This window comes from Tamlana sp. 2_MG-2023, assembly GCF_030548465.1.
Taxonomy (GTDB): Bacteria; Bacteroidota; Bacteroidia; order Flavobacteriales; family Flavobacteriaceae; genus Pseudotamlana.
Map to the genome: position 1 here is coordinate 120,756 of NZ_JAUOSF010000007.1, position 26,527 is coordinate 147,282.

Annotated in this window: 19 protein-coding genes; 4 read left to right on the plus strand and 15 right to left on the minus strand. The window is 36.6% G+C overall.

The features are described from left to right. Positions 1-121 precede the first annotated feature (121 nt). From bioA to Q4566_RS12860, 4 genes are all read right to left on the minus strand, one after another. Positions 122-1,387, minus strand: a complete 1,266-nt coding sequence (gene bioA / locus Q4566_RS12845) for an adenosylmethionine--8-amino-7-oxononanoate transaminase (protein WP_303421786.1) — start codon at positions 1,385-1,387, stop codon at positions 122-124. A 168-nt stretch (positions 1,388-1,555) separates the two neighbouring features. After that, entirely contained in the window at positions 1,556-2,164 is a 609-nt protein-coding gene (bioD, locus tag Q4566_RS12850) for a dethiobiotin synthase (RefSeq protein WP_303421789.1), read from the minus strand. Then, positions 2,161-2,574 (minus strand): DUF2007 domain-containing protein, encoded by a 414-nt coding sequence (locus Q4566_RS12855; RefSeq protein ID WP_303421791.1) that lies wholly within the window; start codon positions 2,572-2,574, stop codon positions 2,161-2,163. The genes bioD and Q4566_RS12855 overlap by 4 nt, the downstream gene beginning before the upstream one ends. Further along, complete coding sequence (locus Q4566_RS12860; RefSeq protein ID WP_303421793.1) at positions 2,571-3,731, minus strand: 8-amino-7-oxononanoate synthase; 1,161 nt, start codon at positions 3,729-3,731, stop codon at positions 2,571-2,573. The genes Q4566_RS12855 and Q4566_RS12860 overlap by 4 nt, the downstream gene beginning before the upstream one ends. A 100-nt stretch (positions 3,732-3,831) precedes the next feature. Between Q4566_RS12860 and Q4566_RS12865 the strand changes: the two genes are divergently transcribed. Then, positions 3,832-4,275 (plus strand): DUF3157 family protein, encoded by a 444-nt coding sequence (locus tag Q4566_RS12865; protein ID WP_303421795.1) that lies wholly within the window; start codon positions 3,832-3,834, stop codon positions 4,273-4,275. Between the two features lie 255 nt (positions 4,276-4,530). Here the strand turns inward: Q4566_RS12865 and Q4566_RS12870 are convergent, their stop codons facing one another. The 8 genes from Q4566_RS12870 to Q4566_RS12905 form a co-directional block, all read right to left on the minus strand. Continuing rightward, on the minus strand, positions 4,531-4,821 hold the full coding sequence (locus Q4566_RS12870) for a type II toxin-antitoxin system RelE/ParE family toxin (RefSeq protein WP_303421797.1): 291 nt from the start codon (positions 4,819-4,821) through the stop codon (positions 4,531-4,533). Beyond that, the gene (locus Q4566_RS12875; RefSeq protein ID WP_303421799.1) at positions 4,821-5,057 is read right to left on the minus strand and encodes an addiction module protein; all 237 of its coding nucleotides are present in this window, start codon (positions 5,055-5,057) and stop codon (positions 4,821-4,823) included. The genes Q4566_RS12870 and Q4566_RS12875 overlap by 1 nt, the downstream gene beginning before the upstream one ends. 144 nt (positions 5,058-5,201) lie before the next feature. Beyond that, a complete protein-coding gene (gene dinB / locus Q4566_RS12880) occupies positions 5,202-6,419 on the minus strand; it encodes a DNA polymerase IV (RefSeq protein ID WP_303421801.1) in 1,218 nt (405 codons plus the stop codon). Further along, positions 6,413-9,391 (minus strand): DNA polymerase III subunit alpha, encoded by a 2,979-nt coding sequence (locus tag Q4566_RS12885; protein ID WP_303421803.1) that lies wholly within the window; start codon positions 9,389-9,391, stop codon positions 6,413-6,415. Before Q4566_RS12885 ends, dinB (Q4566_RS12880) begins: the two co-directional genes overlap by 7 nt. 199 nt (positions 9,392-9,590) lie before the next feature. Beyond that, the gene (locus Q4566_RS12890) at positions 9,591-9,914 is read right to left on the minus strand and encodes a type II toxin-antitoxin system RelE/ParE family toxin (protein WP_303421805.1); all 324 of its coding nucleotides are present in this window, start codon (positions 9,912-9,914) and stop codon (positions 9,591-9,593) included. After that, positions 9,902-10,138, minus strand: a complete 237-nt coding sequence (locus Q4566_RS12895) for a hypothetical protein (protein ID WP_303421807.1) — start codon at positions 10,136-10,138, stop codon at positions 9,902-9,904. Before Q4566_RS12895 ends, Q4566_RS12890 begins: the two co-directional genes overlap by 13 nt. 140 nt (positions 10,139-10,278) lie before the next feature. Then, entirely contained in the window at positions 10,279-11,835 is a 1,557-nt protein-coding gene (locus Q4566_RS12900) for an aldehyde dehydrogenase family protein (protein ID WP_303421809.1), read from the minus strand. 174 nt (positions 11,836-12,009) lie between these two features. Then, positions 12,010-12,504, minus strand: coding sequence for a CAP domain-containing protein (locus tag Q4566_RS12905; protein ID WP_303421811.1), 495 nt, complete (start codon positions 12,502-12,504; stop codon positions 12,010-12,012). A gap of 308 nt (positions 12,505-12,812) precedes the next feature. Between Q4566_RS12905 and Q4566_RS12910 the strand changes: the two genes are divergently transcribed. Both Q4566_RS12910 and Q4566_RS12915 read left to right on the plus strand, forming a co-directional pair. Then, positions 12,813-18,200: a choice-of-anchor D domain-containing protein gene (locus Q4566_RS12910; RefSeq protein WP_303421813.1), complete on the plus strand. Its 5,388-nt coding sequence runs from the start codon at positions 12,813-12,815 to the stop codon at positions 18,198-18,200. Between the two features lie 372 nt (positions 18,201-18,572). Further along, on the plus strand, positions 18,573-23,012 hold the full coding sequence (locus Q4566_RS12915) for a LamG-like jellyroll fold domain-containing protein (protein ID WP_303421815.1): 4,440 nt from the start codon (positions 18,573-18,575) through the stop codon (positions 23,010-23,012). A gap of 313 nt (positions 23,013-23,325) precedes the next feature. On the opposite strand, the gene Q4566_RS12920 is transcribed toward Q4566_RS12915, so the two are convergent. The 3 genes from Q4566_RS12920 to Q4566_RS12930 are packed head-to-tail and all read right to left on the minus strand — an operon-like array spanning position 23,326 to position 25,228. Continuing rightward, on the minus strand, positions 23,326-24,204 hold the full coding sequence (locus Q4566_RS12920) for an endonuclease/exonuclease/phosphatase family protein (protein ID WP_303421817.1): 879 nt from the start codon (positions 24,202-24,204) through the stop codon (positions 23,326-23,328). Next, entirely contained in the window at positions 24,204-24,767 is a 564-nt protein-coding gene (locus Q4566_RS12925; protein WP_303421819.1) for a YciI family protein, read from the minus strand. The genes Q4566_RS12920 and Q4566_RS12925 overlap by 1 nt, the downstream gene beginning before the upstream one ends. Beyond that, the gene (locus tag Q4566_RS12930) at positions 24,758-25,228 is read right to left on the minus strand and encodes a CYTH domain-containing protein (protein ID WP_303421821.1); all 471 of its coding nucleotides are present in this window, start codon (positions 25,226-25,228) and stop codon (positions 24,758-24,760) included. Before Q4566_RS12930 ends, Q4566_RS12925 begins: the two co-directional genes overlap by 10 nt. A gap of 97 nt (positions 25,229-25,325) precedes the next feature. Between Q4566_RS12930 and dinB (Q4566_RS12935) the strand changes: the two genes are divergently transcribed. Continuing rightward, positions 25,326-26,423, plus strand: coding sequence for a DNA polymerase IV (dinB, locus tag Q4566_RS12935; protein WP_303421823.1), 1,098 nt, complete (start codon positions 25,326-25,328; stop codon positions 26,421-26,423). Positions 26,424-26,527: the final 104 nt, after the last annotated feature.

Below are 26,527 nucleotides of genomic sequence, written 5' to 3' on the forward strand. Positions count from 1 at the left end.
AATATGATGAGTTATGTATGCTGTAAAAAGTAAATTAAAAGCGCTTGCCAATGAAAATCATTGGGATTAAAAAGGTTATTTCATGCGCGGTCAAACACATTTTCATCACTAGAAATTAAAACTAAACCGTTTCTAAAGCCTTCTCAATCACATCATAAACTTTACCCAGTTCCACGTCGGTAATCACATATGGCGATTGAATGTAAATGGTACTGCCAAGCGGACGTAAAAACACGCCATTGTCCATGAAAAATTTAAAAAGCTGATCACGAAGATTACCATAACGCGCCATTTCAATGTTTAAATCGAAAGCAAATATGACCCCGTATTGTCTAATGGATTTTACTTTTGGGTGATTTTTTATACGTTCTCCGAAGGCTTTATGCGACCTCATAACACGTTTAATGTCTTTTTGAATGGCTCCTGATTGCAACAACTCCACACCAGCCAAAGCTGCCGTGCAAGCTAGAGGATTCGCCGAATAGGTATGCCCGTGAAACAACCCTTTTCCAATATCATCGCTATAAAACGCATCATAAATATCTTGAGTACAAGTCGTCAAAGCCATAGGCAACAGACCTCCTGTAAGCGCTTTACTCAAACACATCACATCTGGCTTGGTTTCCATGTGTAGCGATGCAAAATGTTTTCCTGTTTTTCCAAAGCCAGTCATCACCTCATCGGCTACAGTGATAATGCCATGATTTTTGCAGAATTTTAAAATGGCATCTAAGCCCTTTGCATCATGCATTTTCATCGCTGCAGCGCCTTGCACCAATGGTTCGTAAACAAAACCTGCGACTTTATTTTCTTTAATTATGGTTTCTAACTGCTGTAAAATAGCTTCTAAATTATCTCCATTCGGAACAGGAATACGCTTAACATCTAGAAAAAACTCTTCAAACGGACCGTTATAAACCGATAAACCCGACACACTCATCGCGCCAAAGGTATCGCCGTGAAAACCATCTTCAAAAGCAATTAAGGTGTTGCGTTTTTCACCGCGATTAAAATGGTATTGTAGCGCCATTTTAATTCCGATTTCAACACTAGTAGAACCATTATCACTAAAGAAAATCTTCTGTTGATTTTGCGGAAGAATGTCCATTAAAGCTTCCGATAATTTTATGGCAGGCTCATGTGTAAAACCACTAAAAACAACCTGGTCTAACCGTTTCATTTGTTCGGAAACACGACTGGTTATAAAATCGTTGCAATGCCCATACATACAGGTGTACCAAGAAGCTATAGCATCAATATATTCGTTACCATTTTCATCGGTAAGCACACAATTTTTAGCTTTTGAAATTGCTAAAGATTCCGGGTGAATTTTATGCTGTGTTAAAGGATGCCAAAGGTGTTTTTTATCGCGTTCTTGTAAACTCATATTTTTTCTATTTCCGCGAAAGCGAAAGTCTTTTTTAAAATTGAATTTTTAGTAATTATGTCAGATCGAGCGCAGTCGAGATCCAATTTTCAAACGAAAAGTTCTCGACTGCGCTCGAACCGACAATAGTACTTAATTTAATATTCTTATTTTCAAATTCATAATAAATTATAAATTTGACCTAAACTTATCAGCATATTCTTTAATCACATTCTTATCGAAATACGGCTCTTCATCGATGCGTCCAATAATTGGCACGTTTGTCATTTTTTTAATGATAGTCTCGGTGGTTTTATGTTCGTTTCCGCTAAAAATGATGGAAACATCAAAACCTTTTTCTTTGAGTAAATTTACCGTTAAAAGCGTATGATTGATGCTTCCTAAATAATGTCTGGAAACCACAATGACTTTATAGTTTGGTTTGATAAGGCCTAAAATAGTTTCCGAATCGTTAAGTGGCACCAACAAGCCTCCAGCGCCTTCAACCACCAAATGATTCTTGGTTTTTGGTGGATTTACCTTATTGACATCAATTTGAACACCATCAATTTCAGCAGCCGCATGCGGACTCATTGGCGAATTTAAAGCATAAGCATTCGGGTGAAATTTAGATTGCGTATTTGATATGAGTTTTTCAACCTTTTGGGTGTCGCCATAATCTAATTCGCCTGCCTGGATGGGTTTCCAATAATCGGCTTCCAAGGCTTCAGTCACTATGGCTGAAGCTACCGTTTTACCAACCTCAGTGGATATACCTGTTATAAAGTATGTGTTCATTTTAAATTAAATTCGGTAGCACACATTTCACATCTATATTTGTGTTTCATATAAAAGGGCAGTGCGCTAAATAAAACGCCAAAAATAAACCAGAATAATGATTTAGCATCCTTAATTGTTGAAAAGAGTTCGACTTTCTTGCTCTTACAATTGGGGCAAACCATAGTTTTACCTTCGTCATCAATCGCATATTTACTAATAGATTCTAAAATATGTTGGGCTTCTAAAGCTTGAACCGATAAGACTTTCAGCTTCACGCCTCCAATGGCATTGCTCACTAGAGGGTCGGTATCTATGGTTAAGGCATCTGATAAAAACACCTGAATCCCTTCGGCTTCCAAACCTCCTTTTATAATTTGAGCTTCGGTAGAATACTGAAAACGTGCTATGGTTTTAAACTTATCACTCATGATTTTAAAGTTTTGGCTAGCAAGTTTAAAACTTCGGAAATTTCGGCTTCGGAATTATAAGCGTGCAAACAAAAACGTAAACGTTCCTGCCCTTTTGAAACCGTTGGTGATAAAATGGCTTTCACGTCAAAACCTTTATTCTGAAGGTTCGCCGACATGCTTTTCACCCTATCATTTCCAGAAACCACACAACACTGAATGGCCGATGCACTGGCAATAAACAAGTGTTCAAGTTCATTTTTAATAATCTCCAACTGAAAAAACTGAATGTTTGCATTCAATGCTTTTCGACTTTCAGTAGTTTTCAAGGCCTGATACCCTGCATGAATACTTGCCAAACTGTGTGGTGACAAGGCCGTAGTATAAATTAAACTCCGTGAGAAATTCACCAAATACTGTTTGAGTTTTTCACTACCCAAAATGGCAGCACCGTGACAACCCAAGGCTTTTCCGAAGGTGACAATACGCGCAAAAACAGCAGTTTCAAGGTCTAATTCTTGTATGAGTCCGCAACCTTGATTTCCAAAAACACCAAGGGCATGCGCTTCATCAACCACAAAAAAGGCTTGATATTGGTCACAAAGTTCGGCTATAGCTTTTAAATCAGGGGTATCACCATCCATTGAAAAAACAGACTCCGTAACCACGTAAATACTTGGTTTTTCAGCTGAATTTGTGGTATCAGGTTGAGAATGTCGTTTCAGTAATTTTTCTAGATCGGCAACATTATTATGCCTAAACTTATAGGATTTGGCGTGGTTCATAGCCATACCATCCCGAATGGAAGCATGAATATAGGCATCATACAAAATCACATCACCACGCTGGGGGAGTGATGCAAAAAAACCAAGATTAGCATCGTAACCCGAATTAAAAATCAAAGCCGATTCACTATTATGAAATTGGGCTAACTGCTTTTCAACAAGTGGATATAATTTATGATTTCCAGAAAGCAGTCGCGAACCTGTGGCGCCGTTTTGAAGCATATTCTGCGCCCTCAAAAAATTATGACTATCATTAAAAATAGCTTCGTTTTTAGCAAAGCCTAAGTAATCATTGGATGAAAAATCTATCAATTGATTTTCTGAGCCCAATTGCCTTAAGGCGTTTTCAGCGTTACGAATTTCTAATTTTTGTTGTAATTTTTCGGGAAACATGCCGTAAATATACTCCGAAATTTAAGCATTCTCATAAATTATAACCTCATGATTTCCTTTAGTACAATTTCTGTACTTTTGAAGTCATTTACAACAACTTATGAAATCTTATCTCTTTATTCTTTTATTCTCTTTTTCACTTATCGGTTTTGCCCAAGACAACCACATTGTAAAAACAGATGATGGCCGACGGGTTTTACTGAAAGCCGATTTCACCTGGGAATATATTGACGCGAAAGCCCCTGAAGAAAATGCTATTGAAGCGGCTGTCGCTAAAAACGAAAATGCTTGTCAAATTACCGCCGATTATGAAGAACCTAAACTGAATGGCAAGATACAAGCACAACTCAAAAAAGGCCGTGCCACGATAGATCATGTTAAGGAAAAAGTGGCTAGTGATTATGAATGCCAAGCTAGTGATGTGCTCCTTTTATGGGTAAAGGAGCAAAAATCTAAAGCCGTTTATATGTTTTGCGCCAATGGAACAAAAGTGAAATACAAACGTATGGGAAATTCGATTATTGAGGCTGGGAAGTTTTTTTAACTTGCTCTAGTTTAGAGCGTTTTTCGAAACTTTAAAAAGAGATGTTAATATTGCTTATACCCCTGAGATAAAGGAGTTGCATTGAGCAACCAACTTAAAATTAATTCCTCAACTCTTGGGTGTTTTTTGTTGAAATTTATTCTGTTTCTTTTTTTAATATCTTTTCAATCTTAGACAAAATAACTTCATCATTACAATCTAGTATAAATTGTATGATTTCAAGTTTTATTGCATTCATTTCAGATTTTGTCATAATTATTTAGTCTTCTTTTCTGGATTCTGCCAAGTATTGAATACAGAATATACAATTACTTTATTTTTATCGATTTCATAAACAATTAAAAATGGAAAGCGTTTTATAAACGCTTCTCGATAGGGTTTTCTTTTTAAAGGAAAGTGTTCTGGGTTCGCTGTGATTCTATCAAAATACGTCTCTAAGTGTTCTAAAAATGCTTCTCCTAAACCTATACGCTTTTCTTCATAATAAAGGTAAGCCTCTATGGTTTCTGAGTTAGCTTCGTCTTTAACTTCTAAATCATATTTCATTAACTAGCAGCGTTTCTTGCGTTTTCTTTAACTTGTTCCCAAGTAAACGATTTGCTCTCCCCTTTTAAATGGGCTTCTCTTCGCTTATCAATAATTTGGTACTGCTCTTCGCTTAATGACAGTTCTTGTTCATCTTCCTGATAGCTTTCCGCCAATGCTTTTATCATTTTTAACAATCTAACATCAGCATTATTTATGTACTCTTTAACAGCTTCTCTTAATTCTAATGTTGCCATAATATTTTTTGTTTCTTATTGTAAAGATACAATTTCTGTTTCATCTTTTATTTTATCCTATTGAATCCTATTTATTAACAGCTTCTTGAAAATCGCCTAAGTCGTTGACTAAGCATATTATGCTGAAAATTCTATTGACTCCCATTACCGCCTTCTATTTGGCAATAACGGCGGTGGTTCTCCCGAAAAAGGATTCCAACGACTAATACTTTTAGCTTCCATCCCTGCTGCATTGATAACAGACCGATCGCCATAGCGTTCGCGCATTCTATCTATAGCTTGTGATAAATGCAATTGTTTTTCATTGTCTTCAAACAAGTTAATTTGATGCCCTCCAGAAACCAGATGACTAAATTTCACACCAATAAGCCGCACTAATAATCGGCGGTTATACAGCTTCCTAAACAAATCTAAAGCTATCGGAATAATGGTATGATCCATGGCACTATACGGAATACGCTGCTGTTGGGTGTAGGTTTGAAAATCGGAATACCTAATTTTAAAGGTAATACAAGCCGTGAGCTTATCACCGCGCCGCAATTGATAGGCTAAATTTTCGGTCATTGCTACGATGATTCCCCTAAGTTTTGCTACATCAATGGTGTCTTTATTAAAAGTGCGTTCTGTTGAAATAGACTTACGCTCATGGTACTGCACCACAGGGTTATTATCAATACCATTAGCCTTTCTCCAGATACTCAATCCGTTTTTACCCAACACCCGATGCATCATATCCATAGGCATATCCTGCACAGTTTTAATCTGTTTCACACCCAAATCGCACAAGGTTTTATAAGTCACCTCCCCAACCATAGGGATTTTTCTAACGGAAAGTGGTGCTAAAAAAGGTTTTTCATTTCCTGTTAAAATCCGAATTTCATTATTAGGTTTGGCTTCACCTGTCGCAATTTTAGAAACCGTTTTATTCATTGACAAACCAAAGGAAATAGGCAACCCCGTTTCTTTTATAATACGTTGCCGTAACTCGGAAGCCAGTTTATGGCAGCCAAAAAACTTATCCATTCCTGTAAGATCGATGTAAAATTCATCAATAGAAGCTTTTTCGTAAAGCGGGACACTTTCGTTAATCACATCGGTAACATCTTTAGAGAAATTACTATAAACCCCCGCATTACCACGAAGCACCACAGCTTCCGGACAGAGCATTTTGGCCATACGCATGGGCATGGCTGAATGCACACCAAATTTTCTAGCCTCATAACTGCAGGAGGCCACCACCCCACGATCGGACGTCCCTCCAATAAGCACAGGGCGTCCAATTAAACGACTGTCTAGCAGACGTTCGCAAGACACAAAAAAGGTATCTAAATCCATATGAACAATGGCACGATCTTTTAACATACTGCTGGTATTTCTTTTTGAGGTTCCACATATCTAGGATCTTGAACTATCGCGCTTTTAAACATAGAAGTCACTTCGATATGAATACACCCAAATTCTTCTAAAACCTTCCCAGTAAGGGTATAAACCCCTTTCCCTCTAAAAGGAAACTGACGCGCTACAGGCGGAAAATGAACCGTATCTATAAAATGACCTTTCCCATCTAAAAAGGTTCCGAAATACATAACTTTCTGATTTTTGGTAACCGTATGTTTCGTGGTCACCAAATAGCCATCTATAGTGATTCGTTTTCCTATGAAATTTGATAAATCTGAAGCTAAAAACACCATACTAGATGGTTTTTCTAACAATTTAAAAGGATTGCAAAGCGGAAAACCTAAAAGCTCTAATTCTTCAAAAGCATTTTCCAATAGTGTACTTGGTAGTTTTGGCATTTTATAATGAACTTTTTCAGATTGAAATAAGGTCGCACGCGGGCTTTCAACCTTTATTTTTCGAATTTTTAAATGGGCTTCCCAAAGCAATTCCCGCTTGTTAACGCCTGTAAAACGAAACCCATTAATTTTTATAAGAATAGAAATTTGTTCTATGGAAATAGGCACGCGAGTTATAAAATCATCTAAACTCTTAAAAGCACCATGGGCTTGACGTTCGCGCAGTAATAACTGAATGGTTTTAGCTTCTAAGGCATGCAAAAACATAAAGCCTAAAAAAATGGTTTTACCTTGAATAACGGCTTCAGTAAAACTTCTATTAACACAAGGCGCTTCAATAATACCACCATGCATTCTAGCTTCATGTGCATAAAAATCGGTTTGATAAAATCCACCAAAATTATTAAGCGTAGCCACCATATATTCCAACGGATAGTAAGCCTTTAAAAACAAGCTCTGATAACTCTCAACCGCATAAGACGCGGAATGCCCTTTGGCAAAAGCATACCCCGCAAAACTTTCTATTTGATTCCAAATTTGATGAATAACGGCCTCCGGCTCTCCTTTTTGCTTACAATTATCAAAAAACAACTGTTTAACGCTTAAAAATTCTTCCCTAGAACGAAATTTACCAGACATCCCTCGGCGTAATTTATCAGCTTCAGCTAAAGAGAGTCCGCCAAAATAATGCGCCACTTTTATAACGTCTTCTTGATATACCATAACTCCATAAGTTTCGGGCATGATATTAAGCAGTACGGGATGCGCTCTTTTTCGGTATTCCGGGTAACGGTGCCGTAAAATATATTCACGCATCATACCTGACTTCGCCACCCCAGGACGAATAATAGAACTCGCAGCCACCAAACCTAAATACGTATCTACCTGTAATTTTTTAAGCAGCATACGCATGGCTGGCGATTCCACATAAAAACAACCAATCGCTTTAGCATTTCTAAGCAAATCCTTAATTTTTTCATCTTGCTTAAACCGTTTAATATCATGTATATCTACAGGTGGTTTTTCAGGGTGATTGTATTTAACAATATCAACAGCATCCTTGATTTTCCCTAGTCCGCGCTGACTTAAAATATCAAATTTGTACAAGCCAATATCTTCGGCTGTAATCATATCAAACTGTGTGGTTGCGAAACCTTTGGGCGGTAAAAAAGTAGCGGTATAATAATGTATGGGTTTTTCTGAAATGATAATACCACTGGCATGAAGTCCTAAATAATTAGGAAAGCCTTGAATGTACTTGCTATACACCAAAACGAGTTTAGAAAGTTTATCCAAATCTTGCTCCTGATAACGCCCTTTGGTCAATTTATCAATTTCTTCCTTCGGAAGACCAAAAACCTTACCCAACTCACGCACCGAAGCCTTAAATTTAAAGGTATTATAAACAGCAAGCAAGGCGGTGTTTTTAAAATTTTTAAAAATGAATTGCGTGATATCGTCACGATCTTTCCATGAAAAATCGATATCAAAATCTGGCGGATTTTTACGGTATAAATTAATAAACCGCTCAAAATACAAGTCTAATTCTATGGGATCTACATCTGTAATACGCAGCAAATAGGCTACAATACTATTAGCACCACTACCACGACCGACATAAAAATAATCTTGAGACCGTGCATATTCTAAAATTTTCCAGTTGATTAAAAAGTACGACACAAAACCTTTTTCTTTAATAATTTCTAACTCTTTTTTTATGCGGCTATCAATGGCTTCATTAGGATTTTCGTAACGGTAACTTATCCCTGCATAGGTTAATTTTTTCAGCAACTCGTAATCTGAATCTTCACTTTTAGTATAGGCTTTTTGATTATTGGGTACTTCGTTTGAAAAGTCGAAATCTACATGACAATCGTTTAAAATGGCTGCTGTATTATTTAAAAGCTCTGGAAATTCTTGATAGGTGTCACACAAATCTTTATACGATAACATACAGTCTGTTTCCACACCTTCTTCACTTTTAGGCAACTTGCTCAATAAAGTATTATTATCTATAGCTCGTAATAAGCGGTGGGTATTAAAACCTTTTTTATTTTCGAAAGACACGGTTTGCAAAACCACGAGTTTATCTCTTAAATTTTTCCATTTAGAAAACTTAAGCGCATTAAGATCTTGCGGTTTGATGCCTAAAAATTCATTCTGTTTTAGATGCCATTCCTTTTGAGATTTATAAGGATAAATGACAAAAACATCTTCTAATTGAGGAGCAATCTCAGGAATCTCTAAACGATTGTCATGTAAAAACTGCGACAAGTAAGCGTTTATATTTTGAAACCCTTTATTGTTCTTGGCCAGCAAGACAAATTGCTGATCTGCCCCATTTCTAAAATCGACACCCAACACAGGCTTGATTTCATATTTTTCAGATAATCTCGTAAAATCTAAACATGCTGAAGTATTATTAATATCAGTTAAGGCTAAAGTTTTAAAGCCATTTTTAGATGCTATAGCAAGCAACCTTTCTGGTTTTATGGTGCCATAACGCAAGCTGTAATATGAGTGACAATTGAGATACATAGTTTAGCAAAATTAACTACATTTAGTAGTAAATGTTGCTTAAATTTGTAGCAATTTACATAGAAGGGAATGAAAAGTTTGCAGATAACCTTAAGAGCCAAGAGTCTCAGTTTTGAGTAGTGCAGTGCTCGATTACACAGTTAAACGATTCTACAAATAAACAGTTCACGCAATAGTCAATAATCAATCTCAGGCATTATCATTTATTCTTTCCTGGATATTGTCTTGTATCAAAAACCCTTGTGATATAGATTTTGGTTTTACCGTTTCGGTAAGTGATTTTATAATTGTCGTAGAAAATTTTTCGATATTCTTGTTTCAGATGACTAAAAGATTCATCTATAGAACCAATATTTTTAAAATCGTAGTTTGAGTTTTCTAAAATTTTTGGAGCATCAATAACGTTATGAGCTATTTCCAAGGCTTTCTTTTTTCCTATGGTTTTAGAATTAAATACTGATATTTTATTTAAATCTTTTAAAGCACGTTTCGTCCAAACAACTGGCTTTATTACAGGTCCCAACTATCAGCAATTTTATGTGCTTCTTCAGTATTATAAACCCTACCAGCCTTTATATCTGCTTCGGATTCAGCCATAAATACATCTTCACGCATTTGCTCTAAAGATGTAGCTTCCTTAACCTTTTTCATAGACTTTATCATGTTTTTCACAGCTTCCACAAACGTCGGATCTTTGGATTCTAACAACGCCTTTTCTATCCATTTTATTTCTGCCTGTATGTCCATGCTATTTCTCTTTTACTCCTGTAAAGATACAATTTCTGTTCTACATTTTTTAATTTCAGTTATCGGTTACACAATTAAACAAATAAGCCAAGAGTTTCAATGTCATGTTTAGTCTTCCGTCAATATTTTCAACTAAACGGCTAATCAATATCAAACTTAATGCCTTGTGCTAAGGGCAACTCTGTGGTATAGTTAATGGTATTTGTTTGTCGGCGCATATAAACTTTCCAAGCATCGGAACCTGATTCGCGACCGCCACCGGTTTCTTTTTCACCACCAAAGGCTCCACCAATTTCGGCACCTGAAGTTCCTATATTCACATTAGCGATCCCGCAGTCGGAACCTTCAACCGAAAGAAAACGTTCAGCTTCACGTAAATTATTGGTCATAATCGCTGAACTTAATCCTTGTGCCACACTATTTTGAATATCCAAAGCATTTTCAACGTCACCAGTATATTTCATAACATATAAAATAGGCGCAAAAGTTTCTTGTTGTACCATTTTAAAATGTGACTCCACGGCAACAATGGCCGGCTTGACATAACAACCACTTTCAAAGCCTTCACCTGCAATTACACCGCCTTCAACAAGCACATGACCGCCTTCTTTTACTACTTGTTTTAAGGCTTTCGTGTACATTCTTACAGCATCATGGTCTATAATTGGCCCAACATGATTGTTTTCATCCAAAGGATTTCCTATACGTAATTGTTTGTAAGCTTCAACAATGGCATTTGTCACTTTATCGTAAACCGATTCATGAATTATTAATCGGCGCGTCGAGGTACAACGTTGGCCGGCCGTTCCAACCGCACCAAAAACGGCTCCAATAACCGTCATTTTAACATCGGCATCAGGCGTTACAATAATGGCATTATTACCTCCAAGTTCTAATAAACTTTTGCCTAATCTGGCCGCCACTTCTTGGGCTACGGTTTTACCCATTTTAGTAGAGCCTGTTGCAGAAATTAACGGAATTCTGGCATCTTTAGTCATAAAAGCACCCACCTTAGCATCGCCATTAATTAAGCAAGAAATACCTTCTGGCAAATTGTTTTCGGCAAAAACTAGAGCTGCTATATTCTGACAAGCAATACCACAAAGGGGTGTTTTTTCGGAAGGCTTCCAAACACAAACATCACCACAAACCCAAGCCAAAGCGGTATTCCATGCCCAAACAGCTACAGGAAAATTAAAAGCAGAAATAATCCCTACCACACCAAGCGGATGGTACTGCTCATACATACGATGTCCCAGACGTTCACTGTGCATGGTGAGTCCGTGAAGCTGACGCGAAAGCCCTACCGCAAAATCACAAATATCAATCATTTCTTGAACTTCACCCAAACCTTCTTGGTAACTTTTCCCCATTTCATAGGACACTAATTTGCCTAGCGCTTCTTTCTTCTCGCGTAATTTATCGGAAAACTGACGTACCACCTCCCCGCGTTGTGGTGCGGGTACTTTTCGCCATATTTTAAAAGCAGCAGTCGCTGTTTCCAAAACAACATCATAATCGGCCTTTGTTGTGGTTTTTACTTTCGCAATTAATTGTCCGTCAACTGGCGACAAACTACGAATTACACTTCCGTTTGAAAATGGTTTCACCCCTGTAGAAGTTCCTGCGTTTTCTGGCAGTATTCCCAAAATATTAAGTGCTTTATCTATACCAAAATCTAATACCTTTTTACTCATCGCTCATAAAATTATGCGTCTTTCCGCCGTTTTTACTAAGGTAAGATTAAAAATATTAAATTTCACCTTAAGTGTAATGGCTAAAAATTTTTATGTTTTTATAATTCATAAAAAAACCTGCTACATTTTATAAATGCAACAGGTTTTGGAGTATTTTTAATATAGACTTGAGCCTTATTTTTTCAAAAAGATAAACGAATAATAATAAACACCAGCATCACTTTTATTGGCACCAATACCGATATGTGTAAAATCTGCCTCAATGTTGTTTTTATTCCCAGAATGATTCAACATAGCCTCTAGAACCTCATCGGCTGTTTTGTATTTCGAAGCCACACTTTCTGCAATCTTACTAGGGTTTTCAGCTTTAATTAATAAACTAGCACGTTCCTCTAAGTTGTCGTAACTCAATTTACCTTCTGCTGCCATGTACAAACTGTGTTTGTTAGCTAAAGTGGTTGCATAGTCATTCGTAATCAAGGCTGATTTTTCTATACTCGATCGATGGTCATTTAACGCGTTTAAAACTTGCGTGCTTAAAGTAGCATCTACTTGTTGTTCTTGCTCTACTTGACTTTCTGAATCATCACTTGATGAACAAGATGCACTACAGATAATCATGGTAAAACAAACCAAGGCGAACCAGGGCTTTAAATAGGTGGTTTTCATATTTTTTTTAGATTTGGGTAAACCAAATATACATTTATTTATTAGCCAAACTACTCATCAAACTAGCAAATCACAAAAATTAATGATTTATTATTCCTACTCTATTGTAGTTTTTAGAGCACTTTAATTATGCTAAACACATAAAAATCATACGTCTAAATGTTAAATATGACAAATATCGCGTTTTTCATCGAAAATAAAGTCTAACAGGTTAGAGGTTACATATTTAAAAAGTAATTTCGCAGCGTATTTTTTTAAAATAAATACAAAGAAGAATAAATTAATAGCATCTCTCTCTCTCAAATCTTATGAAAAAAATCTACACGGCTTTTTTTAAGTCTCTTTTGGTACCCTTATTTTTAGTGGCTAATGCTTATTTTGTTGGGGGGCAAACCTCTAAACCTACTAACATAAATAGTAATTCTCAAGTAGGAATCACAAACTTCTCAATTACTGGCGATTCTGGATCTTCTATAACAAATAGTAGCCCTCAAAATGAAAATTATGGCAACTATACATCACAATCTGTAAATGTCTCTATAGGAAACACCTATACTTTTTCAACAACAAACGTAAACGGAAGTTGGAACAATAACGTAAAAACAGTATTGTGGATAGATTATGACGGTACTGATAAGTTCGTTAAAGTTTATGACTCTGGTCAATTTACGACCAACCTAAATCAATCGGGGAGTTTTGAAATCACTCAGAGAATTGAAAACACTGCTGTCTTACGTGTAGTGTCCTTTTATTGTCCGACTTGTGATCCACAATATGATACAGGGCCTAGCGACTTCAATGGGAAAATTGCAGAAGTAGAAGATTACACCCTAAACTTCCTATTTCCTGACACCCCAGAAGCTTTTGACGACGAACTTCTTGTAGCAAAAAACTCAAGTGGTATTAGTAATCAAATTAATGTAGGCGCAAATGATAATATCAGTGTTGAGCGAGGAGACGGAGATGATTTTTCTGTTTCAGTATCACCTTTTAACGGCACAATCACAGAACCATCTGATGGCGTCTTTGAATATACGCCAAACAATAATTATGTAGGCAAAGATAGCTTTACTTATTCTTTTTGTGACAGCGCTGGTAATTGTAATACCGCAACAGTTAATATCGTTGTTAATTTAGGTTCCTGTACACCCATATCTAATTCAAATGGTAACGTATATATTACCAATGTTACACTTACCGAGGAATCTGGGGAATCCTCGCTCATTGATAACGATTCTGGAGATGATGGCGGTTATGGTAATTATTTAAATACGCCTGCTGCAGATTTGTTAATGGGTAACACCTATACAATCACTATATCCGCAGCAGGTTCAGCTCAATCAAGAGGGCTCTTCATATACTACAATCAAGAAGGTATATTTAATAATACATCTAACGAGTTTTTTCGCGTAAAAAACACAAATAATATTACCTTCACTATACCAAATAATGCATTGGAGGGTAAAACTGTTATGAGGGTAGCTGCAGCCCAACCTGAGTGGTTTCAGGATAATCCATGTGGTATTGATTACCACCCCCAAGAATTTGAAGACTATTTCGTTAACATTTACTCTGCCAATTCTCCTAGAATAGAAGTTACTGGGAATACTAATGATATTGCGAATAACTCTATAGTAACAGCTACCGAAAATAACACCAATTTTGGTAGTACCGACACAGGAACTCCTATTACAAAAACGTTTACCATTACAAACAATGGTACGGAAGCCCTCATATTATCAAATATTGTGTTATCTCAAAGCAGTGACGATTTTAGAATCGTTTCTCAACCTGAAAGCTCGACTTTATCAAGAGGTGTGTCTACAACGTTTGAAGTTGAATTTAATCCGAGTTCATCAGGACTTAAACAGGCTAAAGTTGTTATAGAAAATAACGACCCTATAAAAAAACCTTTCACCTTTTTAATAGAAGGTTTTACCAAAGAAGAAATACCTACATCCACCGTATACCCAGACACCGATGGTGACAGCATTACCGATAACATCGATTTAGATGATGATAATGACGGGGTGCTAGATAATATCGAAAACAACCATTGTAGTACAAATCCATATGCTACAGTTGCAAAAACGGTTTTCTTATATGAAACTTTTGGCACTGGAACTACTCGAGCAAGAATAGACGAAAATTTTTCTGCTGCGAGTACAGAGTATGATTTTGCCCCTAGTGGCAACGTTGTTGATGGTTTATACACCGTTTACCACAACGCTCAAGACATAGCAAGCTGGGCAGACGAATATTGGTATAAAGGTGACGATTACACATCTGGTGACACCAATGGAAGAATGGCTATTTTTAATGCAGAAAATAAAGCCGGTGGAATATTTTATGAAAATCAAATCACAGGAGTTACACCAAATGTCACGGTAAGCTACAGCTTTGCCGCTATTAATTTAGACCGTGTAGATGACGACAGCAGAAGCAAACCAAAATTCTTAATGCAAATTATAGCGACAGATGGCTCTATAATAGCCACTAAGACTACAGAACCTATTGGAGGCTCAAACAATACAGGCTGGGTAATAAACGAACTTACTTTTATACCTGCCTCTTCAGATTTCACAGTAAGATTAAGCAATCTTGCAAATGGTGGATTTGGAAACGATCTCGCTATTGATGACATTCTCGTAGAACAACTATTTTGTGACTCAGACGGTGATGGTATTGCTAATAGCATTGACCTAGATGATGATAACGACGGTATTCCAACTGTTGTTGAACTAGAGCTTTCTGATACCGACCGTGACGGGACTTTATTTGGTAACGGTTGGGCAGACACTAATAAAGATGGTCTTCATGATGGTTTCCCTGTCTCAACTGGCGCACCGCAATTAGATTTTGATATTGATGGTGTACCTAACTATTTAGATCTAGATTCCGATAACGATGGTATTTTTGACACTTACGATTATGACGGATTTGGAGATATCGATATCACAGGAAACGGTGTAGGAGATGGTACCGATAGTGATGGCGATGGTATTTTAGATAGGGATGATGATAAAGATGGCTTCGGACTTACAACCTACATCTCTGGAACCTCTAATTATTTAAACACACAATCGGATGGAACGAACGATATTTTAGCCATAATACACTTATACCCTGGTTTACCTATAAAAGCTAATGGCTCCATAGATGACAATACAGACATTGATGGCGATGGTATTCTAGATGTTATAGATGGTGACACCACCACTTTTGGTTCTCCAAGAAACATAACAGGATCGTATGCCTTATATTTTGATGGCCGCAATGATTATGTTGCTGAACCTACAGTTATGGATGGCTGGACAGAAGCCACCTTGATGTGCTGGATAAAGATAGACGATGACGCTACGGGTAACCGATTTATCATGGGGCAAGATAATTTCTATATGGAGCTGGATGATTCTAACTATTTACACACTTATGGCGGTGGAAAATCATTAAAAAGTGAGGAGCCGTTAACTACAGGAATTTGGATACATGTGATTGCACGTTTAGGAGACCATTTATGGCTCTATTCCAATGGAGAATTTGCTACTGAAAAAGATAGTGCAGGAAGTTTAGGTACCTCAACTTCAAGCTTCAGTATTGGACGTACTCCTGATACAGACAGCAACTATTTTAAAGGTGAAATTGATGAAGTTCGTGTTTTTAACGAAACTCTAAACTCAAACCAACTAAGAAAAATGGTTTATCAAGAATTAGATGAAACCAAAGCTTATCAAGGTATAATTATTCCCAAATCTATAGCCCCAATTGTATCTTCTTCAATAATGCGCTATTATAGAATGGACGATTATCAAGATGATAAACTAAACGATCTTACAGGAAAAAACAGTACAGGTGCATCCATTTATAATGTAAAAGAGATACTACCTCAAACAGCACCAATGCCTTTTGTAACCAAAAGCACTGGGATCTACGACTGGAACAATATTAATGCATGGGAACACGGGAGTGTTTGGGACATACATAAAGAATCCAGTAACAAAGACTGGATTATTGTAAATATAGCAAACGAAATAACCACCTCCAACTCGCACACTACTTTAGGTTTATTGATAAATAACGGAGCAAAACTATCTATTGATAAAGATAATGAACTAACAAATGAATGGTATCTAAACATTGAAGATTCAGGAGAAATTGATTTAATAGGTGAATCTCAACTCATACAAACGGAAGATAGCACACTTGGTACTGGAACTGGAACCTTAGAGCGCGATCAACAAGGCGAAGCCAATAAGCACAATTACAACTATTGGTCATCACCAGTAAATTCAGGCACAAATACTGACGGTACTAAAACGTATACCGTAGTCAGTGTTTTAAAAGATGGGTCCAATGAAGACGCTCCAATAGATATTAGTTTTATTGGTGGTTATGACGGTGTAAAAACAGAGTCTTCAATTTCTATTGCAGAATATTGGATCTGGAAATACACCAATAAAAAAAGTGATACTTATTCAGAATGGCAACACACAAAAAGCTCGGGAAAATTAGTAGTTGGTGAAGGCTATACCATGAAAGGCCCAGGGCAAAAAGCAGTTGGGGAAGATCAAAATTACACCTTTAAAGGCATCCCTAACAATGGAGACATTGAACTAACTATACATGCCGGAAACGAATATTTAGTTGGAAACCCATATCCTTCAGCATTAGACGCCCATGCATTTTTAGAAGACAATAAAGATGTTTTAAACGGCACTATTTACATTTGGGAGCATTATGGTGGTGGCTCACATTATTCAGCAGATTATGAAGGTGGTTACGCCATGTATAATTACTCGGGAGTAACTCCATCGGTATCAAAATCAGTTGAGCACTTAAAAAAAGAACCAACCCAACATATCCCTGTGGCACAAGGTTTCTTTGTAAAGGCAGATCATGAAGGTACCATTATCTTCAAAAATTCACAACGTATATTTGTAAAAGAAGAAAGTGGAAATTCAATATTCATAAAACAGTCTAACTCAAAAACAGCTAAAGAAGACGCTTCAAAATACGAAGACCTGCGTCCGAAAATTAGAATCGATTATAAATCACCTAAAGGCTATGTGAGACAATTACTAACCACCGTTGACGAGAATGCTACGATAGGCTACGATTGGGGTTACGACGGCCAGTTAAATGAAACCAACATAGAAGACATGTATTGGAATGTTGAAAATGCAGAATATGTTATTCAAGGCATTGATACTATTACCAAACAAACCGTATTACCATTAACTGTAAAAACAAAATCTGGTGGTTTAATTGAAATAAGCATTAATGCTTTAGAAAACGTGCCTGACGATGTGGATGTTTACTTAAAAGATTATGATACTTATCACGACCTTAAAACGGCATCATTTTTCGTAAATGTTGATGCCGGTATAACAAGTGACCGTTTTGAAATTGCCTTTTCTAATAAATCTTCAACTTTAGATATTATTGAGGAAAGCAAAAACGTACTACAATTATTTTATAACACTCAAAATTCAAGCATCGTAATTAGAAACCTGAATGCTAAAAATATCGAAACACTTAAGGCTGTTAATATGCTTGGGCAAGTGGTTTTTGAAACTCAAATTCATGCTTCAGACAAAGAAATAACAGTTCCAACAAACCTAGCAACGGGTATGTATGTGTTTTCAGTAAATACTCCAGAAACCGAGATTTCTAAAAAAATGGTGATTTCGGAATAGTATCCATAGTCACAAAAAATCTAACTTACTATTTGGGGCTGTATTATGAAAATAATACAGCCCCAAATGCTTTATATAGAAACAGTTCTTTATCCAAGTTAATCTTAATAACCTCTGGAACATATTTTTATTTATAGGTTCACTTCAATTGAACTAGGCAGAAAAGTAGCTTCGATACGAAAAAATAAAAATATCCCCTAAAATATTAGGTACATCGCAATTTTCATCGAAAAACAGACCTACTACCTAACAGACCTCATTTATTATACTATATTTGAAAATTGGTTAACCAATTATAAGACAATCATTGCTAGGTAAATACGACAAATCACCCCGGTATCAATGAACCTATCATGATAAACTCTCATTTCTATGATAAAAAACGACCTACTTTTTTATAAGCCGCTGTGCGTACTTTTGTTCTTATTAATCACTAGTCATTTCATTCATGCACAAACTAATATAGTAGCTGGAATCATCCCTACCATAACTGGAGATGGCACGACAGAAACGTCTAAACCTACTGAAAGTGGCATTGATAAATTAACAGATAACGACCCAAATACCTATTGGGCATATGAAATGACCAGCGGAAACGTGAATGATGGCACATCGGTAGCCGTTGTGACTTTCGATTTAGGAGGCTTTTATTCTTTAAACAATATTGTAGTTGAACAAGCGAATAACACAAGAGCATACCAATACATCGTAGAATCGTCTACCAATGGCACAAACTACATCCAGCAGGTAGACAGAAGTTCTAACACAGACACAACAAGCCCTTGGAGCGACTCATTTTCCATAAACTACGTAAGATACCTAAGGGTTACTTTTACAGGAGCAGCTAATTACAATGATGAATGGATTAGTATTAGCAATATGGAAGTCTATACCTCTAGCGTTGGTGTTTTCGCAGACACCGATGGCGATGGTGTTACGGATAATATTGATATAGATGATGATAACGATGGAATTTTAGATAGTGTTGAAACAGACATTTGTGAGACAAGAACTACTACTGCTTCCTATGTAGAAGTTGTGGTATTAAACGAAGATTTTGGATCGGGTACCGATCAAGTTGCTATAAATAAAAATTACAACGGAGCAAGTTCTGATTATGCTGTAGAAAACGACGATGGAGACAATGTAAGCAATGGAAAATACACGGTATATCATACTGCTAATTCCTTAGACGTAGCTACATGGGGACCTGCCGATTGGGGAGCAGCTGTAGACCACACCACGGGGGACACGAATGGCCGAATGGCTATTTTTGATGGTAAAAGTGGCTCCGAATTAACAGCTTATGAAATAAGAGTTGATAATCTAGATGCTGGATCTGAAACCGAATTTAGTTTCTATGCGGTTAACTTAGATATAAAAAACCCGCCTCAAACTGCTAGAAAATCTCCAAGAATAAGAATGGATATTTTAGATCCTAATAATGGTAATATTCAAATTACAGCAGCTACATCTGTAACCCTTCCAAAACACACAGAAGGAGTACTTATAGACCCTAAAAAATGGACGCTAACTACAGGCAAAATTCCCGCTGGTTTCACTTCTATTATTGTACGATTAACCGATGAAATAATAGTAGCAGAAGGAAACGATTTCGCTATTGACGATATTCGTGTGGTACAAAAATTCTGTGATAGTGATGGAGATGGCATTGCAGACATACTCGATATCGACGACGATAACGACGGTATTCCTAACATGGTTGAGTTAGGTATTAGTAGTGAAGACACCAATAGCGATGGCACTCTATACGGGGACACTGACTGGGTAGACAGTAATGGTAACGGTATGCGTGACGATTTTGAATCTGGCCAAAGTAATTATTTAGATTTTAATAGTAATGCTGATTTAGATTTTGATGGAGATAGTGTACCCGATTACTTAGATTTAGATTCAGACAACGACGGTATTTTTGACACACTAGAGTATGATGGCTTTGGCGATATAGATATTACAGGAAATGGTGTTGGCGATGGTACAGATACTGATGGCGATGGTCTGCTTGACATTAAGGATACATTAGATGGTTTTGGGCTAAACGGCTACCCAGATCCTATCGAAACTACTTCTGGAACCCCAGATTACTTAAATGTACAATCTGACGGCACTAATTATGATATTTTAGCCATAGAACACTTATATCCAGGTTTAGATTCTCCTACTGTTGATGGTGTTATCGATGACACAACCGACGCCGATCAAGATGGTATCATGGACGCCCTAGATACGGATACAAGTAATTTTGGTTCACCAAGAGCTATAGACGGCAGCTACAGCCTATACTTTGATGGTTATAATGATTATGTGGAAACAACATCTTTCTTAAACAACACCAATGAAGGCACAATGATGTGTTGGGTGAAAATAGACCCTACAGCAACAGGTGGAGAGTATATTATGGGCCAAGAAAATATTAGCTTTATTTACACGGGAACTAATATTGATTTTTTTGTTGAATCTAATCTCATCGGACAAGCTACGGTTACTAAAGGAAAATGGATTCACCTCACAGGTACTTACTCGAGCACTAATGGCGAAAGCTTCTATATTAATGGCCAAGAAGTTAACAATACCACAAATAATAGTGGTGTTGACGGTTCTGGAACAAACTTTATTATTGGTCGTTCCCCTAGTGCTCTAACTAGTTTTTTCAAAGGCGAAATTGACGAAGTTCGGATATTCAACGAAGCCTTAAGCCAAGAAGACATTCAACGTATGATGTGTCAGGAACTGGATGAAACTGCAACTCCCAAATTTAGTTCAGGTAAAATTATTCCTAAAGAAATAAAATCAAATCTAAATACTTCCTTAATCCGTTATTACAGAATGGATACTTATCTAGATGATCAATTGATAGATTTATCTAACTCCGCTGTTGATGCTACCATTTACAATGTAAAAAACATTTTTTCACAAACGGCGCCTATGCCTTATGTTACAAAAAGCAATACTGGTAATCCACATTGGGGCGACCCTAACAGCTGGATGCATGGTGATGTTTGGGACATCCCCAACTCAGAATCTGTTATAGTAAATATAAAACACGATATTACAAATCGACCTGGAACTGGTGGAAATGGAGGACCTGGTGAACCTTTAACTCACCTAGGCTTAATTGTAGATCCTAATACTAATTTTGAAGTACATTCTAATAAAGAACTTAAAAACACCTGGTACCTAGATATAGGTGATGATGGTTTAATCGATTTACAAGGTGAAGGACAGCTCGTTCAAACCGAAGAAAGTACTTTGGGCAATGGTAACGGTGTTATAGAACGTGACCAAGAAGGAACCACAAACAAATACAGTTACAATTACTGGTCATCACCTGTAAATTCCAACCGAACTAATAGCACTTATACTGTTAGTGATGTGCTATGGGACACACCAGGCAATCATAGAGATATTTATTCTATAACTTTTAATGACGATAATAACTTTTATGATGGTGATGACAAATCCAATGATATTACCATTGCTGGTCGTTGGATTTATATTTACTCTAACAGGCTTAGTAATAATTATTGGCAATGGCAACAGGTTTTCAGTAAAGGAACCATCAAAGTGGGCGAAGGCTATACCATGAAAGGGGTTGGCGGTGGCGCCATTAGCAATACCAAGAGCTATGTTTTTATAGGCTCACCAAACAATGGCCTTATAGAACTTGATATAACTACAGGTAACGAATATTTAATAGGAAACCCTTACCCTTCAGCTATTGATGCCAATTTATTTATCACTGATAACCAAAGCGTCATCACAGGGAGTTTATATTATTGGGATCATGTTGGTGGCGATTCACATTATTTAGCTGATTATGAAGGCAGTTATGCCACCTATAATTTATCCGGAACAGCACCAAGTGTAACAGCACCAAGTTCACCACCTGCAATTGCGGATGATATGGCAACTTCAAAAACAGCTGAACGATACATTCCCGTGGCACAAGGCTTTTTTGTTGAAGCAAGTTCAACAAGTGGCAAGATTACGTTTCAAAACTCACAACGGGTTTTTGAAAGAGAAAACCTTACAAATTCAGAATCTACATTCATAAAAGAAACGAGCACTAAAACATCAAAAACTACAATTACAAAATTAGGTGATATAAGACCAAAAATCAGGTTAAAATACAGCTCACCATTGGGTTATCAAAGGCAATTACTCACTACCGTTGATACGAGCGCCACCAAAAATATAGATTGGGGCTACGATGCCAGACTAACTGAAGTTATTCCAGAAGACTTGTCTTGGGAAATTGAAAATGGTAAATACGTAATTCAAGGTATTAATAAAATTGATGAAACAACCATATTACCGCTCATTGTTAAAACCAGAACAAAAGCCAGTGATAGTGGTGGTATAATCACCTTTAGCATCGATTCTCTTGAAAACGATGCGCAAAATTATAACGTCTATTTAAAAGATTTTGATACTTACCATGATTTAAAAAAAGCACCTTATGATGCCACTGTTGGAAAAGGAGAAACTTCTGGACGATTTGCTCTAGCTTTTTCCGATCAAACTTTAAACATCGAAGACGAAAATAACAAACTAGGCGTGCAGTTATTTTACAAAAAACAAAATGCCCATATCATTATCAACAACCCTAACAATACTAATTTAGAAAGCTTAACTGCGGTTAACACTTTAGGGCAAATCGTGTACAATAAACAAATAAACAGTACTCAAAACCGCCTTGAAATCCCTATACATCTCGCCGATGGCTTGTATGTGTTCTCAGTGAAAACAGGTAACACCGAGGTTTCTAAGAAAGTGATTGTGGCGGAATAACTGTTTATGTGTTTAATCGTTGGACATAGGGCTAAGAACCGTAACCACGACTAAGAATTGTTTATTGATGTGTTGTCATTCAGAAAGAGGTACGACTGAAGAATCTTTTCATATTACATATTTATTTGAAAACTTTGACCGAAGACGGGAGACGGAAGACCGTTGACAATACGTGAATTTTTCAACTTTTCATTATTCATTTTTAATTGATGAAATATTGATTCGTTTAACCGTGTAATCGTGGGCTTTACTACTGAAAAAGAGAAACATCAACCGTTGGAACATGCACTGACTTCTAACTTGGTGAAATTTTTCATTTTTCACTGAAAACAACCGTTTTTATCATCTCATGATCAGATTCAGAGGAAATTATTTTTTCAGAATCTAAAACTTCTAAATCCTTAGACACCCAAATATGATCAATGGATAGAAGCGGAAGCCCCCAAGGCCAGGTTTCTCTAAAACCATTGCCTTTTGATGAAAACCAATGATTAAAATGATCTTTAATTTCTTCAAAATAGAGAGATTCATAAGGCAAATTAAAGTCACCTAAAACAATACTTCGCTCCAGAAACTCTAAATGTTCATCTACATAATCTAATTCCCAATGCCGTGGTACATCTTTACTACCGGTCACATCAACGGCATAAAATTGGAGATTACAAGTTTCAAAGTGTACGACTGATGTATGGTAATGGGAAGTAACATCCGAAATGATTTTCATTGGATGTTTAGAAAAAATAGACAACTCTCTAGTCGATTTATAAAAACTATAATCGGGATATTTTGCTTGAAGTTCTTTAAAATCGGTATCACTAGCTTCAGCAAGCACCATCACATCAGGGAATTCACCGTATTGGGCAATGGCATCTTTGAACGTATGAACTCTTGATGTATTCCAAAACACGACTTCAACGTCAGAATCTTTAATCGGTTCAGCGAAGCTAAATCTAAAACTACGACCTAACCAAACAACTAATAAGATACCAGCGAGTATTAAATTATACTTTCGTCGCTTTCCTAGAAAAATAGAAAGCCCTAAAATAATCCCGATAATTACAGGCAAAGGAAAAGGGTAAAACCATAAAGACAACTCATAAGTGCGGTCTTTGATTATAAAATGTAGCATCAATAAGGTAATAATGATGGTAACATTCAAAAAGAGATATAAACCTTTAATAAATTTCAGCATTATCTCAAGTGGTAACCTTTAGCTGCCCACCACGGGTGCACTTCAACTTCTAACCGCTTTGCTTTAACCATTGGATCGTCATTAGCTAAACGTTCTGCCATTTTTTTAGTTGGTACATTATAAATGGTAATGCCTCGAAAATCGGTATCGTCACCAAAAGGTCCTGAAATATCTGCGTGTCCTTCTTCGTACATTTTTCCTAAATACTCCAAATGTTGTTCTTGCAGATCTAAAGCTTCCTCTTCATTTTGTCCGCGAATAGCGCCCGACTTTAAAAATGCAATAAAGTACTGCTGCATTAAAATAGTATCTTGAGTTTTTTCATCAACAAAATCGAAAGTTTTATACCCTTTCTTTTTAAGCGCTTCTTTGATTTCCTGATGTGTTTTTTTAGCAGCCTCCTCCTCAATATAAGCATTATACAAGGAATCTTTCACTTTATTAACTGCAATTTCTTCAGGTGTTAATACAATAGGCTCTGGCACCTTTTCCGCTTCATCTTTACAAGCTAAAATTGTTAGCATGATTAAAAAAACTGGGGCTATTTTTTTTATTATTTCCATAATTTAAACGGGTTTTTACTTAATTGGGAATTGTAATATTTTATGTCTCCGGTAACCTCTTGGGCTAACCACTCAGGTTTTATATACGGTTGTGTTTCGCTTTTCAGTTCAACTTCAGCAACAATCAATCCTTGGTTCTCTCCAAAAAACTCATCAACTTCATAGACGTGTTCGCCAACCTGTACTTCATAACGTATTTTATCAATGACGGTTTCTTCACAAAGCTTTAAAAGCGCAAGAGCTTCGTCTTGGTCAATTTCTCTTTCCCACTCAAAACGGGATAAACCAGATGGCGATGACGGCCCTTTAACTGTAATATAGCCCAAATCACCTTTAATACGAATGCGCACGGCACGATCTTTATTAGAATTTAGATATCCTTGGCAAATACGGGTTTGCTTAAAAGCCTCATTTTTAAAAGCTTCGGAATGCACTAAAAACTTACGTTCTATTTCTATCATATATGTAGCTTCTCAAAAAGAAGTAAAAAATCTATTATTCTGTTTAATTCTGAAGCCATACGATTATTGACTGCTCAGGAATTCATAAATTTACAGTATGTTATCCGATTTACCAATAAGAAAAATAATTCATGTCGATATGGATGCTTTTTATGCATCGGTAGCACAATTGGATAACCCAGAATTAAAAGGTAAAGCAATTGCGGTTGGTGGTTCTGGAAACCGAGGTGTGATTAGCGCCGCCAGTTATGAAGCCCGAAAATTTGGTGTTAAAAGTGCCATGTCTGGAAATTTAGCCGCTAAACTTTGTCCGGAACTCATTTTTGTGAAAACCGATTTTGAACGCTACAACGAAATTTCAAAAAAGATTAGAACCATATTTTTTGATTACACCGATTTAGTAGAGCCCCTATCACTAGACGAAGCCTATTTAGATGTCACCCAAAACAAAAAGGGAAACCCCAGTGCCTCATTAATTGCTGAAGAAATTCGCGAACGTATTTTTAAGGAAGTAGGCTTAACAGCTTCCGCAGGTATTTCAATCAATAAATTTATAGCCAAAGTAGCAAGCGATTATAACAAGCCTAACGGACAAAAAACCGTGAATCCCGAGGAGGTGCTTGAATTTTTAGAAATCTTAGATATTAGAAAATTTTATGGCGTAGGTAAAGTGACGGCCGAAAAAATGTATCAAAAAGGTATTTTTACTGGACTGGACTTAAAAAATAAATCTCTTGAATATTTAGAGGAACACTTCGGAAAATCGGGGCGTTACTATTATTATGTAGTAAGAGGTGTTCATACCAGCGAAGTAAAACCAAACCGTATTAGAAAAAGTTTAGCCGCCGAGCGTACCTTTAGCGAAAATTTATCTTCGGAAGTCTTCATGCTTGAAAAGCTAGACCTTATTTCTGAAGAAGTATCGAAACGACTTTCAAAAAATAAAGTTGCTGGAAAAACGGTAACACTTAAAATTAAATACAGTGATTTCACTTTACAAACTAGAAGTAAAACCTTGCCTTATTATATTAACGATAAAGACCTCATTCTAGAAACCGCAAAATCTTTATTATATCAGGAGAAATTAAATAATTCGGTTCGACTTTTAGGTATTTCAATGTCAAACTTAAATACAGAAACCAAAAAAGCTCCAGAGAAAAAAAGCGTGAGTGTTCAGTTGAAAATTGAATTTTGATGGTTGTTGGTTGTTGGTTTTTGGAGGCTTACTCTTTAGAGGTTGTTAAACGGAGAAGCGCAGAGGATTTCATAGAGATTCGCTCAGCTTTTTTTTGACACGAA

Excerpts from the sequence above, each read along its gene's own strand:
- bioA (WP_303421786.1), bottom strand. The coding sequence starts at position 1,387 with ATGAGTTTACAAGAACGCGATAAAAAACACCTTTGGCATCCTTTAACA.
- bioD (WP_303421789.1), bottom strand. The coding sequence starts at position 2,164 with ATGAACACATACTTTATAACAGGTATATCCACTGAGGTTGGTAAAACG.
- Q4566_RS12855 (WP_303421791.1), bottom strand. The coding sequence starts at position 2,574 with ATGAGTGATAAGTTTAAAACCATAGCACGTTTTCAGTATTCTACCGAA.
- Q4566_RS12860 (WP_303421793.1), bottom strand. The coding sequence starts at position 3,731 with ATGTTTCCCGAAAAATTACAACAAAAATTAGAAATTCGTAACGCTGAA.
- Q4566_RS12865 (WP_303421795.1), top strand. The coding sequence starts at position 3,832 with ATGAAATCTTATCTCTTTATTCTTTTATTCTCTTTTTCACTTATCGGT.
- Q4566_RS12870 (WP_303421797.1), bottom strand. The coding sequence starts at position 4,821 with ATGAAATATGATTTAGAAGTTAAAGACGAAGCTAACTCAGAAACCATA.
- Q4566_RS12875 (WP_303421799.1), bottom strand. The coding sequence starts at position 5,057 with ATGGCAACATTAGAATTAAGAGAAGCTGTTAAAGAGTACATAAATAAT.
- dinB (WP_303421801.1), bottom strand. The coding sequence starts at position 6,419 with ATGTTAAAAGATCGTGCCATTGTTCATATGGATTTAGATACCTTTTTT.
- Q4566_RS12885 (WP_303421803.1), bottom strand. The coding sequence starts at position 9,391 with ATGTATCTCAATTGTCACTCATATTACAGCTTGCGTTATGGCACCATA.
- Q4566_RS12895 (WP_303421807.1), bottom strand. The coding sequence starts at position 10,138 with ATGGACATACAGGCAGAAATAAAATGGATAGAAAAGGCGTTGTTAGAA.
- Q4566_RS12900 (WP_303421809.1), bottom strand. The coding sequence starts at position 11,835 with ATGAGTAAAAAGGTATTAGATTTTGGTATAGATAAAGCACTTAATATT.
- Q4566_RS12905 (WP_303421811.1), bottom strand. The coding sequence starts at position 12,504 with ATGAAAACCACCTATTTAAAGCCCTGGTTCGCCTTGGTTTGTTTTACC.
- Q4566_RS12910 (WP_303421813.1), top strand. The coding sequence starts at position 12,813 with ATGAAAAAAATCTACACGGCTTTTTTTAAGTCTCTTTTGGTACCCTTA.
- Q4566_RS12915 (WP_303421815.1), top strand. The coding sequence starts at position 18,573 with ATGATAAAAAACGACCTACTTTTTTATAAGCCGCTGTGCGTACTTTTG.
- Q4566_RS12920 (WP_303421817.1), bottom strand. The coding sequence starts at position 24,204 with ATGCTGAAATTTATTAAAGGTTTATATCTCTTTTTGAATGTTACCATC.
- Q4566_RS12925 (WP_303421819.1), bottom strand. The coding sequence starts at position 24,767 with ATGGAAATAATAAAAAAAATAGCCCCAGTTTTTTTAATCATGCTAACA.
- Q4566_RS12930 (WP_303421821.1), bottom strand. The coding sequence starts at position 25,228 with ATGATAGAAATAGAACGTAAGTTTTTAGTGCATTCCGAAGCTTTTAAA.
- dinB (WP_303421823.1), top strand. The coding sequence starts at position 25,326 with ATGTTATCCGATTTACCAATAAGAAAAATAATTCATGTCGATATGGAT.